This window comes from Streptomyces sp. NPDC090442 (genome assembly GCF_044769405.1).
Classification (GTDB): Bacteria; Actinomycetota; Actinomycetes; order Streptomycetales; family Streptomycetaceae; genus Streptomyces.
This window is the reverse complement of the sequence record NZ_JBIVXW010000005.1, coordinates 121,215-136,896: the sequence shown is the minus strand read 5'-3', so window position 1 is coordinate 136,896 and position 15,682 is coordinate 121,215. Positions and strand designations below refer to the sequence as shown.

Genomic DNA, 15,682 nt, shown 5'->3' with positions numbered 1-15,682 from the left:
TAGAGTAGTTGTGTCCGCAGTTCACAGTGAGAGAAGTCTGATTATGTAGTCCTGCATGCCAAGAGGAGCCGTCAGACCCTAAATCTGCACGTCAATGCAGCACCTGGAGAGTGGCGAGGCTTCCTTGTATCGACGTGCGGCAGGGTTGTGCAATATGCGCACTGCAGTGCGCAGTTGAGTCACTGACGCGGACGCTCTACGTTTCCCTCGCACTGTCCGTTCTGAGGGGAGCAAAGGAGAAGAGCTGTGGGCGAGGAGTACTACACCCAAGACCGTCTGGTCTCGCGGGCCGAGATCGCAGGCTTAGCCGGTGTGGGGAGGTCTGCCGTCACCAACTGGGTACGGCGCCATGAGGACTTCCCGGTTGCCGTTCGCTCGGGCGGAGCAGAGTATTTCAGGCTCGCCGACGTCATCCGCTGGCTGGACACCCGGACTGTTCCGCGAGGCGTAGGTGTCCCCACCAAGACACCCCCCACCACCTACGGCAATCGGGTTCGCGCGGCGCTGGAACAGATGCCGCATGGCACAGCAGAGGTCACGAGTGGGCCGCAGACAGCAGGGCTGGACCCTGGCGAGCGGGCAGCGGACCGGACTCGCCAGGCATTGGCCGAACTTCTGGAAGAGTCGATGCTGCGGCAGTGGGGCGCGCTTTCGCTCGCCGACTACTTGCCGCTACCCATGTGCCTCACCTTCCTACGGTGGGCGGTCCCCGATGAATGGGAGCGTGTACGGCAGTCCGCATGTCTCCCAAGCCCGCGAGACACATATCGCTTTTTGGACCGGGTGGGCGCCGCAGCGGACATATCTCTTCGCCCCCGTGGAGTGCTACCTGACATGGTGGCGGCACTGGGCCAGCTCGCGCCCGAGCGCGGGGCCGACCCCGCTCGCCTCGTAGACCTGGTCCACGCTCTCGATCGTGCAGCGTTCCGCATGCTGCTTGACGTATACGCCGAGGCGTATGCACTTGACAGTCGGGCGGCCTTCACGCCGCAGGCCATCGCGGACCTACTGGGCGGGCTCTCCATCGTGGATGGGCCACTGCACCGAATCCTTGATCCTTGTACGCGGGGAGGAGAGCTGCTAACCGCGGTGCTTTCCGCCCACGACGAGGATCAGTCCCCCGAGGTGCATGCCATGGCCTCCGACGGTGGCATGCTGCGCCTGGCCGCGATGCATCTGGTGACGCACGGTGTCACTCCGCGATCTGCCGCCGTCGTGCCTACGCCGTGGCAGGCCGACGGCGGAGCCCAACGCCCCGCCGACGACTACAACTTCGTCGTCGCGAACCCTCCGTTCAACGCATCGAGCACGCGAAGCACTGCTACCGACTGGCGATATGGGACCCCGCCTCCGTCCAATGACAATTTCGGTTGGCTGCAGTACGTGCTTTCCAGGCTTCGAAGCGGAGGCCGTGCCGCGGTCGTCATGGCCGACAACGCCGCCGCATCGGATCAGCCGAGAGAGCAGGCAAGCCGGAAGGCCATGCTGGAGGATGGTGTGATCGAGTGCCTCATCGCGCTCCCTTCGCACCTTTTCAAGGCGACAGATGTCTCAGCTTGTATCTGGATACTGAGAACGCCGGTGTCAGAGCCCGCCGAAGTGCTGTTTGTGAACGCTCGGCAACTGGGCTCCATGGTGGCCAGGACGCGCCGTGAGCTCGATCAAAGTGAAGTACAGCTCGTGTTGGATCTCTACCGCGCCTTTCGAAGCGGCCAGGACCTGCCAGACATGGCTGCGCTGCCGGGCGACCGGAGTGTGGTGGCCAGGGCGGTCGCCGTCTCTGAAATCCGCCAACAGAATTACTCTCTCAACCCCTTCGACTACGTGAGCGCCAGCAGGCTCACCGCGGCCTCGGGCGACGACGCCGCTGGAGCGCTCAAAGCCCTACGCAGGAGCCAGGACGCTGCCTACGTTGCTGGTGCGGCTACGGAGACTCTCTGGGCGCAGGAGGAGCGGTCACCTGGCGGAATTCGGCTTCAGGTTTCGAAAGGCTGGGAACGTCGGCCGTTGGGTGAGGTGTGCACCGTCCAAGCTGGCCCGTCTCCCTCTCTGCTTAACCCCGCGATGTTCTCTCCTGATGGTGAGGTCCCGGTCGTCTTGCCCAAACACCTACGGGACCGGTACATCCAGCCAACAGATGAGAGCAGAACGTCATCTGTGGTCGCTCGCCGACTAGACCGCTTCGTGCTGCAGAGCGGCGACATCCTCTGCACCCGCACAGGGACGGTCGGTCCCTCGGCCTTGGTCGGCCCCGACCAGGCTGGTTACCTCTTCAGCGGCAATCTGCTGCGTCTACACAAGTTCGCCGCCCACGTCGATCCGCGCTACCTCCTTGCTTTCCTTTCCCTTCCGGACATACGCGCCTGGATCAGGGATCGCTCCGGCATGACCACCGTTGCTTCGCTTAAGACCAGTGCGCTCCGTCAACTCCTGGTACTCCTCCCACCCCTCGAGGAACAGCAGCGAATCGGCGTGCTCCTTCATTCACTAGACCAGCAACTCTCCGCCCTCCGTGATGCCGCAGCCGCCACCGAACATGCGCACAACACCTTGGTCGCCTTCCTCATCGACAAGCCCCTTACGCCTCTCAACCGCGCGGAGGATGACCGATGAGCGCTCTGCCCCCTGCCGTCCGCGTCCCTTGGCTTCTCACCGCAGCCCTGGTCTCCGTTGTTGTCGCCCTTGTTGCCTTCATGCTGAAGCGCCACGTGGGAAAGTCGCCCACCGAAGCTGTCATGGGCGCCGGTGTGGCCTTCGCTGGTTGCCTGACTCTGTGCATTGGAGTGCTGACGGCGGCGGTGATCTCGTGAGAACGGCGTGCTCTGCCCTTGGCCGAGAGCTAAGAGGGTTGTAAAAAGAGCGATCTGTCCAGCCGACGAGGCTGCGACGGACCGGACCTCAGGTTCCGCCGCTGGCCGATGGAGGCAGCGTTTCGGGGCCGGTCCGTAACAACGACGCTGTTGGTTAATCCGGCTCTGCGCGTGGCGTCGGCTCTCAAGACCTGGCTGTGGTCTTGAGAGCCGACGTTGTTGTACGGGGAGGGTGTCGATGTCAATGCAGCTGCAGGATCCGGGGGAGATTCCGGTGGAGACGGTGCGGGTGGCGCGGGCGGCGTTCCCCAAGGGAAGTCTGGCGATCCGAGTCCGGGATGAGCTGGGGGTGCTGTTCACTGATGAGCAGTTCGCCGGCCTGTTCCCGACGCGGGGCAAGCGGGCCTGGTCGCCAGGGCGTCTGGCGATGGTGCTGCAGTTCGTCGAGGGGCTGACAGATCGGCAGTCCGCTGAGGCGGTGCGGGCCCGGATCAACTGGAAGTTCGCCCTGGGGCTGGAGCTGGTTGATCCCGGCTTCGACTTCTCGGTGCTATTGAGATTCCTCCGAGATGCGGAGCAAGTTGACAGAGGGTCAGATGAGACTCATGAGAGGACTAGTGACCATGGCTGCACCCAGAAAATATCCGCTGGAATTGCGTGATCGTGTGGTGCGGATGTATCGCACTTCTGACCCGAGGCCGCAGATCAAGCGGCTGGCCGTCGATCTTGGGGCGCACCCGGAAGCCCTGCGTGGCTGGATCCGGCAGGCCGAGGCGGATGCCGGCGAGCGTGATGACCGGCTGACCACAGACGAGCGGGCCGAGCTCGCGACCCTGCGCATGGAGAACGCCTAGCTCAAGCGGGCCAACGAGGTACTGCGGACGGCCTCGGCGTTTTTCGCGGCGCAACTCGACCCGACCCGGCTCAGGTGACGGCGCTCCTCGATGAGCACCCCCGCCTGGGAGTCGAGTGCGTGCTGCGGGAGCTGCACATTCGCTCCTCCACGTACTACTGCTGGCGTCGGGCCGGGCGTGAACCGTGTGAGCGGCGGCGTCGGGATGCGGAGCTGACCGAGCAGATCCGCACCATTCACGCAGACTCCGGTGGGATCTACGGCTCGCCGCGGGTGCATGCCGTCCTCAAACACGAGGGCGTCCGCGTCGGCCGCAAGCGGGTCGAACGGCTGATGCGCGAGGACGGCCTGGCGGGTGTGAGCCCGCGGCGGAAGAGCGGTTTCACGCGCCGCGACCCAAAGGCCACGCTCGCCCCGGACCTGGTCAACCGGGACTTCGCCGCGTCGGCCCCGAACCGGCTGTGGGTGACCGACCTGACGATGATCCCACTGGCGAGGGGCCGTTATGGCTCTCGGCGATCCGTGATGTGTTCTCCCGCCGCGTGGTGGCGTGGGAGACCTCCGCCCGTGCGGATGCCGACCTGGTCCTGACCACGCTGGAGTACGCACTCGCGTCGCGTGAGGTCGAGCCCGGCGAGCTCATTCATCACGCCGACCACGGCTGTCAGTACACGTCCATCAAGCTCACAACACGGCTTGTGCGGGAGGGGATTGAGGCATCCACGGGGTCTGTGGGGGATTCGTACGACAACGCCCTCGTGGAAAATCTGTGGATGCTGGTCAAGACCGAGGGCCTGCGCGGCCGCACCTTCGCCACACGTGCCAAGGCGAACCTCGCACTCTTCCAGTACATCGACGGCTTCTATAACTCCCGACGCATCCAAGAACGGCTCGGCTTCCTCAGCCCGATCGAGTTCGAGGAGAGCCACTACACCGACCAAGCGACGGCCGAACAAGCGAACCTGAACACCCATCAACCCGTCCCAACCTGCTGATCAGCACCTCTCGCACAGCGGGGGAAGCTCATTTCGGAGCTTAGAGACCATCTGGCGGACGGGGACGCCGGACGTGGTGTGCTTGACGCGATCCTGGCCGCGGCTCAGGAGAAGGAGCTGATCACCGCCGGCGGGAAGATGCGGACCGATTCCACTCATGTGCTTTCGTCGGCAGGTGAGCTGAACTGGCTGGAGCAGGTCGGCGAGATCTTGCGGGCGGCGCTGAACGCAGTGGCCCGCAGCGAGCCGGACTGGCTCAGGGCCCGTGCTCTGCCGGACTGGTTCAGGCATTACGCGACCCGGATCGAGGACTCTCGCTTCCCTAAAGCCCGGGCCAAGCGTGTTGAGGTGGGTCGGCGGATCGGGGCGGACGGCATGTGTCTGCTGGATATGGTCTGGGCGGACGACGCGCCTGCGGCGCTGCGGGCTCTGCCGCAGGTGGAGTTCCTGCGGCAAGTGTGGGTCCAACACTTCCACGTGGTGGAGGGTGGGGTGGAACGACGGGACCCAAAAGACCGCCCGCCAGGTGCAAAACGCCTGGTGTACCCGTATGACTCCGAGGCGCGCAACAGCGTCAAACGCGACACGATGTGGCTCGGCTACAAGGTTCACCTCACCGAGACTTGCGAGCCGGGCATAGTGGATCTGGTCACGAACGTGGCCACCACCCTCGCCACCGTCTCCGATGACCGGATGGCTGCCGCCGTCCATACCGGCCTGGCCGCACGAGGCTTGCTGCCCGATGAGCACTGGGTCGACACCGGCTATGCCAACTCCAGTTCCCTGGCCGCCGCGCGCTGCGAACACGGCGTCGCCCTGCACGGGCCACTGTGGCCGGTGACCGTCGCCCAGGCCCGCGGCGAGGGCGCTACGGACAGGACACATTCACCATCGACGGGGACAAGCAGCACACAGTGGCACTACCGCCATTCGGAAGAACAACTGCCCGTGATCCGGGTCCGGTTCCCGCCCGCTGCCTGCCGCGTCTGCCCCAGACTCCGCGACTGTGTCAGCTCGCCGAAAGCCCAGCGTCAAGGGAGATCACCCTGCGGCCCCGCCACGAGTATGAAGCTCTTCGCCAGGCCAGGAAGCTACAGGCAACCGACGAATGGAAGGGCCGCTACAAGATCCGCGCCGGGGTCGAGGGCACCATCTCCCAAGGAGTGCAAGCCTGCGGCCTGCGCAGATCCCGCTACTGCGGGCTTGCCAAGACCAGCCTCCAGCACCAGCTCACCGGCGCTCCGGTCAACCTCATCGGCATCAACGCCTGGCCCACCGGTACACCTCACGCCCGCACTCGAACCAGCCACCTGGCAGCACTTCGCCCCGCCGCATAACGACGAGGCGAAGTCACCATGGCCTGGATTAACCAACAGTGTCGTAACAACAGACCGGCCCCGGGGCTATCAGAGAGGCGAGAAATGAACTTGTAAGGCGATCTTACGGTTATTTCGTTGCAAGCTGCCGTTGAAGCATTGGCGCTTTCCCGGCGGGGCAACAACGGTGTGTCACCCCTCCGCAGATTCGAGTGCGATTCGACCTACCCGTCCGAATCTACGGCCTTTCCCCCAAGCCACTTGTCACTCAAATTGATAGCGGGCTGAATGACCTCGGGATAGCGGTCAGCGAGGTACTCCTGTTGGACCTCCTCGCCTGTTCGGCGGTCCTTGACGGTCTTCACTCCGGATGCCTTCATTTTCTTCAGCGTGCCGATTAAGTCACCCGACACGAGGGCATTGAATGCCTTGATGGCTTGCGCAGATTGTTGAACGCTGTCCCTACTCACCACTCCACGATTTACGTTGAGCATGGTATTCGTGTAAACGGCCCGAGGGTCTCGCCCGACAAATTCTTTGCTGGCCTCGCCGATCCCCTTGAAGAATAGCTCGGAGATTTTCTCTGGCCATACCTCTGCGATGATTTCATGCGCAACAATCAACCCTGTGGCGCTAGCATGGCATTGCCTTCCTTTAGCGATTAGGCTAACGATGCGCTCTTCGCTGACGGGCCATTTGGGTACCAGGTCCTGCACTTGCTCGGCCGCCAGCCGCCCACTGGTCCACCTCGTCCAGTGGAGGCCTGCTGCCCGGTTGGCGAGGATTTTCAGAGCGGCCGCATATACGTTGGAATTGTTCTGTTTCATCTGCGTGGCCTGTGCGACGAAGTCACCCGCTGTGCGGACGCGGCCGCCGTCGATTGCGGAAAAGGCGTCTGGGGTGAGGTTATATGTAACCTGTGCGACCACTGAAATGCCGGTGTCAATGATGGCGGCAGCACGGTGTTGTCCGTCGATGAGGCAGCCGTGCCGGTCTAGGGCGAAACCTTGATGTGTGGTGAGAAATTGCTTGTTTCGCAGAATGCTCTTGAACTTGTCGACATTTGAGCGCCTCAAGGGGACGCGATTGCATGTCCTCTTTTCCATCCAAGTTGAGCACTTAGCGGGCGTCACTTCGATGGTCTCGGACCATACGTGCAATTTGCTGCTGTCTTCCTCGTTCACGGTTTGCCCTTTGTTGCTGCTGTGTCAATTCCTGGTCGACTCGAGGGTGGCATCGAGGTATCCCTCTTCGTCACGCCTAGACACGCTAGAGGATGAGGGTGTTGAAACCGACCCCAAGCCTGCATTTTGCATGAAACTGAATGCTTATTTTATGATTAAGGGTTTTTATGTGCATTTCTGATCGTTTTCATTGTGAATATGTCAACGATGTTGCTTTGCGTGTGCCTCGCGACTCGGATCCCACCTACGAGTGGCGTGCCTTCTGTCGCGTAGGGAACGTGGTGTTTTTGCCCCAATGAGGAGTCGTTGCCCTTGGTGTTGGCTTGCGTCACGGAGGGGTCTCGCTCTGAAGGGGGGTGTAGCGGGTGGCGGACTAGATGCCTTCTGCGTGCGCTGCCTGGCAGGAGATCGAGCCGCGGAGGTTTCGTGTGGCGCTAGATGGCGGGGCGAGTTCCCAAGTCGAGGCAAGGGTGGGGGCCGCGCGATGCCTCGACAAGATCCCGAAGGCTCGCGCTGTGCGGGCGTCGTCTCGAGCGGCTCTTCTAGTTCACGCCGTACCCCGGGCTTCAAGAGCCTGCGGTGGCTTGGTCTGACTGAGGCGCCGACATTGAAATGTGTGTGCGAAGTCACATTCCGGCGCCTGAGGGTTGAAGTGTCGAGCTCCCTGAAGTGCACACCTCATGAGGCTCGCCCTTGGGGGCTGGCAGATCCCTCCGGCGGCGCGGAACGCGGAGTGTCTGGTGGAGCCCCGCTCGGCAGGCGTACGTTCGACCGAGGGCTGAAGCTCGCCGTCCTGTGCGCCGCGGAGCTGGCCTTGGAGGTCGCGGGGTTTGCTTGAAGGGCCGCTGGCTGGCGCGTGGGTGGTGCGCCATGCACGTTGACTGAAGACTGCGAAGGGCCCCACCGCGAACGGTGGGGCCCTTCGACATCGTGCCCGGTGAGAGCACTGGCGGAGGATACGAGATTCGAACTCGTGAGGGGTTGCCCCCAACACGCTTTCCAAGCGTGCGCCCTAGGCCTCTAGGCGAATCCTCCGCCGCAAACAATACAAGACGTTGGGGAGTGCTCGCGAACATGATCCGGGGGAGGGGGTTCGGCGAGGGGGTCCGATGAGAGGTGGGTCGTTTGTTGGGCGGGGGATCCGCTAATGTGGGGCGCAGCCCCTCACGTGGCGCTATCTGACTGAACTCCCCCAGGGCCGGAAGGCAGCAAGGGTAGGTCGGCTCTGGCGGGTGCGTGGGGGGCGCTTGCGTTTGCGGGTGCCGCCTTCCCCGCTCGTGCGCGGCCGGGAGCTCGGGGCAGCCCGGTTGTCAGTGGGGCCCGATATCGTCGTAAGCGTGTCGTCCCTTGCGCTGTACCGCCGCTACCGCCCCGAGACCTTCGCCGAGGTCATCGGGCAAGAGCACGTGACCGACCCGCTGCAGCAGGCGTTGCGGAACAACCGGGTCAACCATGCGTATCTGTTCAGTGGGCCGCGCGGCTGCGGCAAGACGACGAGCGCGCGGATCCTGGCGCGCTGTTTGAACTGTGAGGAAGGTCCCACTCCGACGCCCTGTGGGACCTGTCAGTCGTGCGAGGACCTGGCGCGCAACGGGCGCGGCTCGATCGATGTGATCGAGATCGACGCCGCCTCGCACGGTGGCGTGGACGACGCCCGCGAGCTGCGGGAGAAGGCGTTCTTCGGGCCGGCCAGCAGCCGCTACAAGATCTACATCATCGACGAGGCGCACATGGTGACCTCGGCGGGCTTCAACGCCCTGCTGAAGGTCGTCGAGGAGCCGCCGGAGCACCTGAAGTTCATCTTCGCGACCACGGAGCCCGAGAAGGTCATCGGGACGATCCGGTCGCGGACGCACCACTATCCCTTCAGGTTGGTGCCGCCGGGGACGTTGCGGGAGTACCTCGCCGAGGTGTGCGGGCGGGAGGAGATCCCGGTCGAGGACGGGGTGCTGCCGCTGGTGGTGCGGGCCGGTGCGGGCTCGGTGCGTGACTCGATGTCGGTGATGGACCAGCTCCTGGCCGGGGCCGGCGCGGACGGTGTGACGTACGCCATGGCGACGTCGCTGCTGGGGTACACCGACGGGTCGCTGCTGGATTCAGTCGTGGAGGCGTTCGCGGCCGGGGACGGGGCGGCGGCCTTCGAGGTCGTCGACCGCGTCATCGAGGGCGGGAACGACCCCCGCCGGTTCGTCTCCGACCTGCTGGAGCGGCTGCGGGACCTGGTGATCCTGGCGGCGGTGCCGGACGCGGCGGAGAAGGGGCTGATCGACGCCCCGGTCGATGTCGTGGAGCGGATGGCGGCGCAGGCGTCGGTGTTCGGGGCGGCGGAGCTGAGCCGGGCCGCGGACCTGGTCAACGCCGGGCTGACGGAGATGCGCGGGGCGACCTCCCCGCGGCTCCAACTGGAGCTGATCTGCGCCCGGGTGCTGCTGCCGGCGGCGTACGACGACGAGCGGTCGGTGCAGGCGCGGCTGGACCGCCTGGAGCGCGGCGCGGGTGCCGGGGCGGCGGCGCTGGCGCTGGGCGGCGGGCTGCCCGCGGGCGGCGCCGGTCCCGGTGGGGCCGTGCTGGAGTCCGGCGGGCCCGCGGTCGGGTATGCGCCGGGGCCCCAGGCGCATCCGCCGATGCCGGCCGGACCGTCCGGACCTGCCGCGGCGCGCGCCGCGGTGCGGGGGGCGACGAGCGGGCAGGGCGCGGGCGGGGACGCGGGGGCCGGTGTTCCGGCTGCGACCGGTGCGCCTGCGGGTCCTGCGGGTCCGGCTGGTCCTGTTGTTTCCGGGAGTCCGGCGGGTTCGGTGGGTCCCGCTGCCTCCGGTGCGGCGCCGGTCGGTCAGTCGGCCGGCCAACCGGTCGGGCAGGACGAGGGCGGCCCGCAGGCCCCGGCGGCACCGGCCGCTGTCCAGGGTGGGGCGGCGCGGCCCGGGGCGTGGCCCAGTGGCACCCGGGGCACGACGGGCGACGGGCCGGCGCCCGGTGCGCGGCAGCCCGGGAGTTGGCCGTCGGCCGCGGCGCCGGGGCAGGGCGGGCAGCCCTCCGCCGCCGCGCCCAGCGCGCCCGCGGCGCCCATGCCGCCCCCCGCGCCCGCGCCCGGTCCCGTCGGCGGGGCTCCCGCGGCGCCGTCCGCCGCGGCGGCGCAGGGGGCCGCGCAGGCCCGGCAGCTCTGGCCGCAGATCCTGGAGGCGGTCAAGGGTCGCCGCCGCTTCACCTGGATCCTGCTGAGCCAGAACGCCCAGGTCTCCGGCTTCGACGGCACGACGCTGCAGGTCGGGTTCCCCAACGCCGGCGCCCGGGACAGCTTCGCCAACGGCGGTAGCGAGGACGTCCTCAAGGACGTGCTCGCCGACACCTTCCAGTTGCGGTGGCGGGTCGAGGCGATCGTCGATCCGTCCGGCGGGGCCAACCCGCCGTCCGGCGGCGCCCGCGGCGGCGGTGGCGGCTTCGGCGGCGGGGCGCCCGGCGGCTACGGCGGTGCGCCCCAGCAGTCGGCGCCGGCCCCGGCCCGGCCGAGCGCCCCGCCGGCCCCCGAGCAGGGGCCCGGAGGCGGCGGCAGCCAGGGCGCCCGGATGGCGCGCGAGGCGGTCGCCCCGTCGCCGTCCACGGGCGGCGGCCAGGGCGGCCCCGCGCCGGAGCCCTCGTACACCCCGCCGGAGCCCCCGTCGATCGAGTACGACATGCCGGCGGAGGACGACGCGGATCTCGTCGACTCCGCGCTCAGCGGCCACGAGTTGATCGTGCGGGAGCTCGGGGCGACGGTCCTGGAGGAGTTCGACAACGAGTGACGCGGGGGCGACGGTGGGCGACGTCGAGGGGCGCTGAGCGGCGCCGGGTGCGCGGCCGCGGCCCGGTGACCGCGCCGCCGTCGCTGCCGTCCCGGGGGCGTACGGGGCACATCAGTGCTCCTCCCTGCGGCGTAGGGCGCCGGGCGCGCGGAACACGTAGGCTCGGGCTACCGCACAATCGTTGTCGTACGGCAGGAGTCATGTCGTGATCCCCGGTGGTCAGCCCAATATGCAGCAGCTGCTCCAGCAGGCCCAGAAGATGCAGGAGGATCTCGCGGCCGCCCAGCAGGAGCTGGCGGAGACGCCCGTGGAGGGTTCCGCGGGGGGTGGCCTGGTCAAGGCGACGGTGACCGGCTCCGGCGAGCTCAAGGGGCTGGTGATCGACCCCAAGGCGGTCGACACCGACTCCGCGGAGGACACCGCCGAGACCCTCGCCGACCTCGTTCTCGCCGCGGTCCGCGACGCCAACGCCACCGCACAGAAGCTCCAGCAGCAGAAGCTGGGCCCGCTGGCCCAGGCGCTGGGCGGCGGCGGTGGCATCCCCGGCCTCCCGTTCTGAGGGACCCGAGGGGCCTCCCCTTCTGGGGAGTAGCCAACTAGCGTACGCAGCACGGCAGAAGAGAGAGAAGGCGTTCCGTGTATGAGGGCGTGGTCCAGGACCTGATCGACGAGTTGGGCAGGCTGCCCGGCGTCGGTCCCAAGAGCGCGCAGCGGATCGCCTTCCACATCCTTCAGGCCGAGCCGACCGATGTCCGCCGGCTCGCGAACGCGCTGATGGAGGTCAAGGCCAAGGTCCGGTTCTGCACCGTGTGCGGCAATGTCGCGCAGGAGGAGCAGTGCCGGGTCTGCCTGGACCCGCGGCGCGATCCGGCGGTCATCTGCGTAGTGGAGGAGCCCAAGGACGTCGTGGCGATCGAGCGGACCCGGGAGTTCCGCGGCTGCTATCACGTGCTCGGTGGGGCGATCAGCCCGATCGAGGGCGTCGGCCCCGACGACCTGCGGATACGGGAACTCCTGGCCCGGCTCGCGGACGGCACCGTCACCGAGCTGATCCTGGCCACCGACCCGAATCTGGAGGGCGAGGCCACGGCCACGTATCTGGCCCGCATGGTCAAGCCGATGGGCCTCAAGGTGACGCGACTGGCCAGTGGGCTGCCGGTCGGAGGCGATCTGGAGTATGCCGACGAGGTCACGCTCGGGCGGGCCTTCGAAGGGAGGAGACTTCTCGATGTCTGACGCCACGCTGCACGACACGACACAGAACCCGGACGACTTCGCCGTTTCGATCTCCGACTCGATCGAGAGCTTCATCGTCGCGGTGACCGAGGTCGCCAAGGGCGACGAGCCGGACAGCGCGGTGCCCTTCCTGCTGCTGGAGGTCTCCCAACTGCTGCTCGCGGGCGGCCGGCTCGGCGCCCACGAGGACATCGTTCCCGACGAGCGTTACGAACCGGACACCGGCCCGGAGGCGGACGTGGACGAGCTGCGCGAGCGGTTCGCGCAGCTCCTCGACCCGGTGGACGTCTACTCCGAGGTCTTCGACCCGTACGTGCCGCGCAGCGAGCCGGTGGCCTGCCGGATCTCCGACGACCTCGCCGACATCATCACCGACCTGCGGCACGGGCTGGCGCACTACCGGGCGGGCCGGGTCTCCGAGGCCCTGTGGTGGTGGCAGTTCTCCTACCTCTCCAACTGGGGGCCGACCGCCTCCGCCGCCCTCCGGGCGCTGCAGTCGCTGGTCGCCCACGTCCGCCTGGACCAGCCGTTGGACGCGCTGGACGGCCTGGACACCGACACCGGCGTCGCCGGCGACGAGGAGCGGCTGGCCGAGGAGGCCGGCAGGGTCATGGCCGCGGAGATCGCCGGCCCGTTGGGGCTGCGCGGGGTGTGACCCCCGGGGCACGGGCCGTTCCGGCGGTGTGAACTGGGTTACGTTTCCGTGTGCCGGTGGGCGGAACGGGAAGGTGCTCGCCGAGCCGGTGCGACGGAGCACCGCGCTGGACCGGAGAGGGACACGGTGTTCACGGACCGCGTTCGGCACGCTCATCGGCCGCCGCCACCGGCGTCGGCACGAGGGCGAGTTGATCATCACGCGGGTTCGGTGTCTCACGATGCGGTAGTAGCGGGGCGGTTTCCGCCCGCTCGTTAGACTGAGCCGACCGCAGTACCCCCGTATCAGGGGGTCCGGGAGGGATCCCCTCCCGCTCAAGACAGTTGCGAGGAGCGCACGTGGGCCTTGTCGTGCAGAAGTACGGCGGCTCATCCGTTGCGGATGCCGAGGGCATCAAGCGCGTTGCCAAGCGAATCGTTGAGGCCAAGAAGAACGGCAACCAGGTTGTCGTGGTGGTCTCGGCGATGGGCGACACGACGGACGAGCTGATCGATCTCGCTCAGGAAGTGTCCCCGATCCCGTCGGGGCGCGAGTTCGACATGCTGCTGACCGCCGGAGAGCGGATCTCCATGGCCCTGCTGGCGATGGCGATCAAAAACCTCGGCCACGAGGCGCAGTCCTTCACCGGCAGCCAGGCCGGCGTGATCACCGACTCCGTGCACAACAAGGCACGGATCATCGACGTCACGCCGGGCCGCATCCAGGCGTCCATCGACGAGGGCAACATCGCCATCGTCGCCGGCTTCCAGGGCGTGTCCCAGGACAAGAAGGACATCACGACGCTGGGACGCGGCGGTTCGGACACCACCGCGGTGGCGCTGGCCGCCGCGCTGAACGCCGACGTCTGCGAGATCTACACCGACGTCGACGGCGTCTTCACCGCCGACCCCCGGGTCGTGAAGAAGGCCCGGAAGATCGACTGGATCTCCTTCGAGGACATGCTGGAGCTGGCCAGCTCCGGCTCCAAGGTGCTGCTGCACCGCTGCGTCGAGTACGCACGCCGTTACAACATCCCGATCCATGTCCGCTCGTCCTTCTCGGGGCTGCAGGGCACGTGGGTCAGCAACGAACCGCAAGGGGACCAGCCGATGGAGCAGGCAATCATCTCGGGCGTCGCGCACGACACCTCCGAGGCGAAGGTCACGGTCGTCGGGGTTCCGGACAAGCCGGGCGAGGCCGCGCGGATCTTCCGTGCCATCGCCGACTCCGAGGTCAACATCGACATGGTCGTCCAGAACGTGTCGGCGGCCTCCACCGGCCTGACGGACATCTCCTTCACGCTGCCGAAGGCCGAGGGCCGCAAGGCCGTTGCGGCGCTGGAGAAGACCCGGGCCGCGGTCGGCTTCGACTCGCTCCGCTACGACGACCAGATCGCCAAGATCTCGCTGGTCGGCGCGGGTATGAAGACCAATCCCGGCGTCACCGCCGCGTTCTTCGAGGCGCTGTCCAACGCGGGCGTGAACATCGAGCTCATCTCGACCTCCGAGATTCGCATCTCGGTCGTCACCCGGGCCGACGACGTCAACGAGGCCGTCCAGGCCGTGCACAGCGCCTTCGGACTCGACAGCGAGAGCGACGAGGCGATCGTCTACGGCGGCACCGGGCGATGATCCCGGCCGAGGCGGGCCGTCCGTCCCTCGCCGACACGGCGGGGACGGGGGCCCGCCCGGCCGCCAAGCCGCATCTCGCGATCGTCGGCGCCACCGGGGCCGTCGGCCGGGTCCTGCTCGGGATCCTCTCCGAGCGGGCCGACGTCTGGGGTGAGATCCGGCTGATCGACTCCTCCCGTTCGGCCGGCCGCGGGCTGACCGTGCGGGGCGAGGAGATCGAGGTCGTCGAGCTGAGCGAGGACGCCTTCGACGGCATCGACGTCGCGATGTTCGACGTGCCGGACGAGACCGCCGCGCAGTGGGCGCCGGTCGCAGTGTCCAAGGGCGCGGTGGTGGTGGACAATTCGGGCGCGTTCCGGGGGGATCCGGACGTGCCCCTGGTCGTGCCCGAGGTCAACGGGTGCGCGGCGCGGATCCGGCCGCGCGGGATCATCGCCAATCCGCACTGCACCACGCTGTCGATGATCGTCGTGCTCGGTGCGCTGCACGCCGCCTACGGGCTGAGCGAGTTGGTCGTCTCCTCGTACCAGGCGGCGTCCGGCGCCGGGCGGGCCGGCACCGAGACGCTGCGGGCGCAGCTCGCGATGGTGTCCGGCGAGGAACTGGGCGCCGCGCCGGGCGATGTGCGGCGGGCGGTCGGTGACGCCCTCGGGCCGTTTCCGGCGCCGCTCGCCCTCAACGTCGTGCCGTGGGCGGGCTCGCTCCAGGAGGACGGCTGGTCCTCTGAGGAACTGACGATCCGCGAGGAGTCCCGGAAGGTGCTCGGGCTGCCGGAGTTGCCGGTCACCGCGACCTGCGTGCGCGTCCCGGTGGTCACCGGGCACTCGATGGCGGTGCACGCGCGCTTCGAGAAGGAGGTCACGGTCGCCGGGGCGCACGAGATCCTGGCGGTCGCCCCCGGGGTCGTGCTCTGCGACGACCCGGCCGAGGGCGAGTACCCGACCCCGTCGGACGTGGCGGGGACGGACCCCACCTGGGTGGGGCGGGTGCGGCGGGCGCTGGACGATCCGCGGGCGCTGGAGCTGTTCGTGTGCGGGGACAACCTGCGCAAGGGGGCGGCGCTGAACGCGGCGCAGATCGGGGAGTTGGTAGTGGGGGATACCGGGGCGTAAGGGGTGTAGCGGGCTCCGGGAGCGGGTGGCGTTGGTCACGGCGTGCGCTTCGGGAGCGCTGAACTGCGGGCCGGGACCGGCTCTTTGCTGTTTGCGTTTTGCGATGTGTGGGGCGTGATGGGTGGTTTGCTG

The 15,682-nt window shown here is 67.5% G+C and carries 12 protein-coding genes, 1 tRNA gene, 1 other RNA gene and 3 pseudogenes; 14 read left to right on the top strand and 3 right to left on the bottom strand.

Annotated features, from left to right (window positions below):
* The first annotated feature begins 246 nt into the window (after positions 1 to 246).
* The 4 genes and pseudogenes from ACIQU6_RS06125 to ACIQU6_RS06110 all read left to right on the top strand — a co-directional run bounded on the left by ACIQU6_RS06125 (position 247) and on the right by ACIQU6_RS06110 (position 3,664).
* Positions 247 to 2,613 (top strand): N-6 DNA methylase, encoded by a 2,367-nt coding sequence (locus ACIQU6_RS06125; protein ID WP_403480426.1) that lies wholly within the window; start codon positions 247 to 249, stop codon positions 2,611 to 2,613.
* A complete protein-coding gene (locus ACIQU6_RS06120; RefSeq protein ID WP_403480425.1) occupies positions 2,610 to 2,810 on the top strand; it encodes a hypothetical protein in 201 nt (66 codons plus the stop codon). Before ACIQU6_RS06125 ends, ACIQU6_RS06120 begins: the two co-directional genes overlap by 4 nt.
* A gap of 238 nt (positions 2,811 to 3,048) precedes the next feature.
* A pseudogene (locus tag ACIQU6_RS06115) lies at positions 3,049 to 3,402 on the top strand (transposase); the annotation flags it as partial.
* A gap of 31 nt (positions 3,403 to 3,433) precedes the next feature.
* Positions 3,434 to 3,664: a transposase gene (locus ACIQU6_RS06110; RefSeq protein ID WP_403480424.1), complete on the top strand. Its 231-nt coding sequence runs from the start codon at positions 3,434 to 3,436 to the stop codon at positions 3,662 to 3,664.
* Here ACIQU6_RS06110 and ACIQU6_RS06105 read toward each other — a convergent pair.
* Entirely contained in the window at positions 3,661 to 3,801 is a 141-nt protein-coding gene (locus ACIQU6_RS06105; RefSeq protein ID WP_403480509.1) for a hypothetical protein, read from the bottom strand. The two genes, ACIQU6_RS06110 and ACIQU6_RS06105, sit on opposite strands and share 4 nt — an antisense overlap.
* Between ACIQU6_RS06105 and ACIQU6_RS06100 the strand changes: the two are divergent.
* The 3 genes and pseudogenes from ACIQU6_RS06100 to ACIQU6_RS06090 all read left to right on the top strand — a co-directional run.
* Positions 3,739 to 4,026 (top strand): annotated as a pseudogene (locus ACIQU6_RS06100) (IS3 family transposase); the annotation flags it as partial. The gene ACIQU6_RS06105 and the pseudogene ACIQU6_RS06100 overlap by 63 nt on opposite strands.
* Before the next feature lie 98 nt (positions 4,027 to 4,124).
* Positions 4,125 to 4,658: a transposase gene (locus tag ACIQU6_RS06095; protein WP_403480423.1), complete on the top strand. Its 534-nt coding sequence runs from the start codon at positions 4,125 to 4,127 to the stop codon at positions 4,656 to 4,658.
* 27 nt (positions 4,659 to 4,685) lie between these two features.
* A pseudogene (locus tag ACIQU6_RS06090) lies at positions 4,686 to 5,995 on the top strand (transposase); the annotation flags it as partial.
* 203 nt (positions 5,996 to 6,198) lie between these two features.
* Here ACIQU6_RS06090 and ACIQU6_RS06085 read toward each other — a convergent pair.
* Both ACIQU6_RS06085 and ACIQU6_RS06080 read right to left on the bottom strand, forming a co-directional pair.
* Positions 6,199 to 7,158: a hypothetical protein gene (locus ACIQU6_RS06085; protein WP_403480422.1), complete on the bottom strand. Its 960-nt coding sequence runs from the start codon at positions 7,156 to 7,158 to the stop codon at positions 6,199 to 6,201.
* Between the two features lie 947 nt (positions 7,159 to 8,105).
* Positions 8,106 to 8,193 (bottom strand) — tRNA-Ser (locus ACIQU6_RS06080).
* Positions 8,194 to 8,313: 120 nt separating this feature from the next.
* On the opposite strand from ACIQU6_RS06080, the gene ffs reads away from it, so the two are divergent.
* From ffs to ACIQU6_RS06045, 7 genes are all read left to right on the top strand, one after another.
* An RNA gene (gene ffs, locus ACIQU6_RS06075) (signal recognition particle sRNA small type) lies at positions 8,314 to 8,412 on the top strand.
* Between the two features lie 83 nt (positions 8,413 to 8,495).
* The gene (locus ACIQU6_RS06070) at positions 8,496 to 10,937 is read left to right on the top strand and encodes a DNA polymerase III subunit gamma and tau (RefSeq protein WP_403480421.1); all 2,442 of its coding nucleotides are present in this window, start codon (positions 8,496 to 8,498) and stop codon (positions 10,935 to 10,937) included.
* A gap of 205 nt (positions 10,938 to 11,142) precedes the next feature.
* The gene (locus tag ACIQU6_RS06065) at positions 11,143 to 11,496 is read left to right on the top strand and encodes a YbaB/EbfC family nucleoid-associated protein (protein WP_403480420.1); all 354 of its coding nucleotides are present in this window, start codon (positions 11,143 to 11,145) and stop codon (positions 11,494 to 11,496) included.
* Positions 11,497 to 11,573: 77 nt separating this feature from the next.
* Complete coding sequence (gene recR, locus ACIQU6_RS06060; protein ID WP_403480419.1) at positions 11,574 to 12,173, top strand: recombination mediator RecR; 600 nt, start codon at positions 11,574 to 11,576, stop codon at positions 12,171 to 12,173.
* Positions 12,166 to 12,828 (top strand): DUF5063 domain-containing protein, encoded by a 663-nt coding sequence (locus ACIQU6_RS06055; protein ID WP_403480418.1) that lies wholly within the window; start codon positions 12,166 to 12,168, stop codon positions 12,826 to 12,828. The genes recR and ACIQU6_RS06055 overlap by 8 nt, the downstream gene beginning before the upstream one ends.
* A gap of 338 nt (positions 12,829 to 13,166) precedes the next feature.
* The gene (locus ACIQU6_RS06050; RefSeq protein WP_403480417.1) at positions 13,167 to 14,438 is read left to right on the top strand and encodes an aspartate kinase; all 1,272 of its coding nucleotides are present in this window, start codon (positions 13,167 to 13,169) and stop codon (positions 14,436 to 14,438) included.
* Entirely contained in the window at positions 14,435 to 15,550 is a 1,116-nt protein-coding gene (locus ACIQU6_RS06045; protein ID WP_403480416.1) for an aspartate-semialdehyde dehydrogenase, read from the top strand. The genes ACIQU6_RS06050 and ACIQU6_RS06045 overlap by 4 nt, the downstream gene beginning before the upstream one ends.
* Positions 15,551 to 15,682 lie beyond the last annotated feature (132 nt).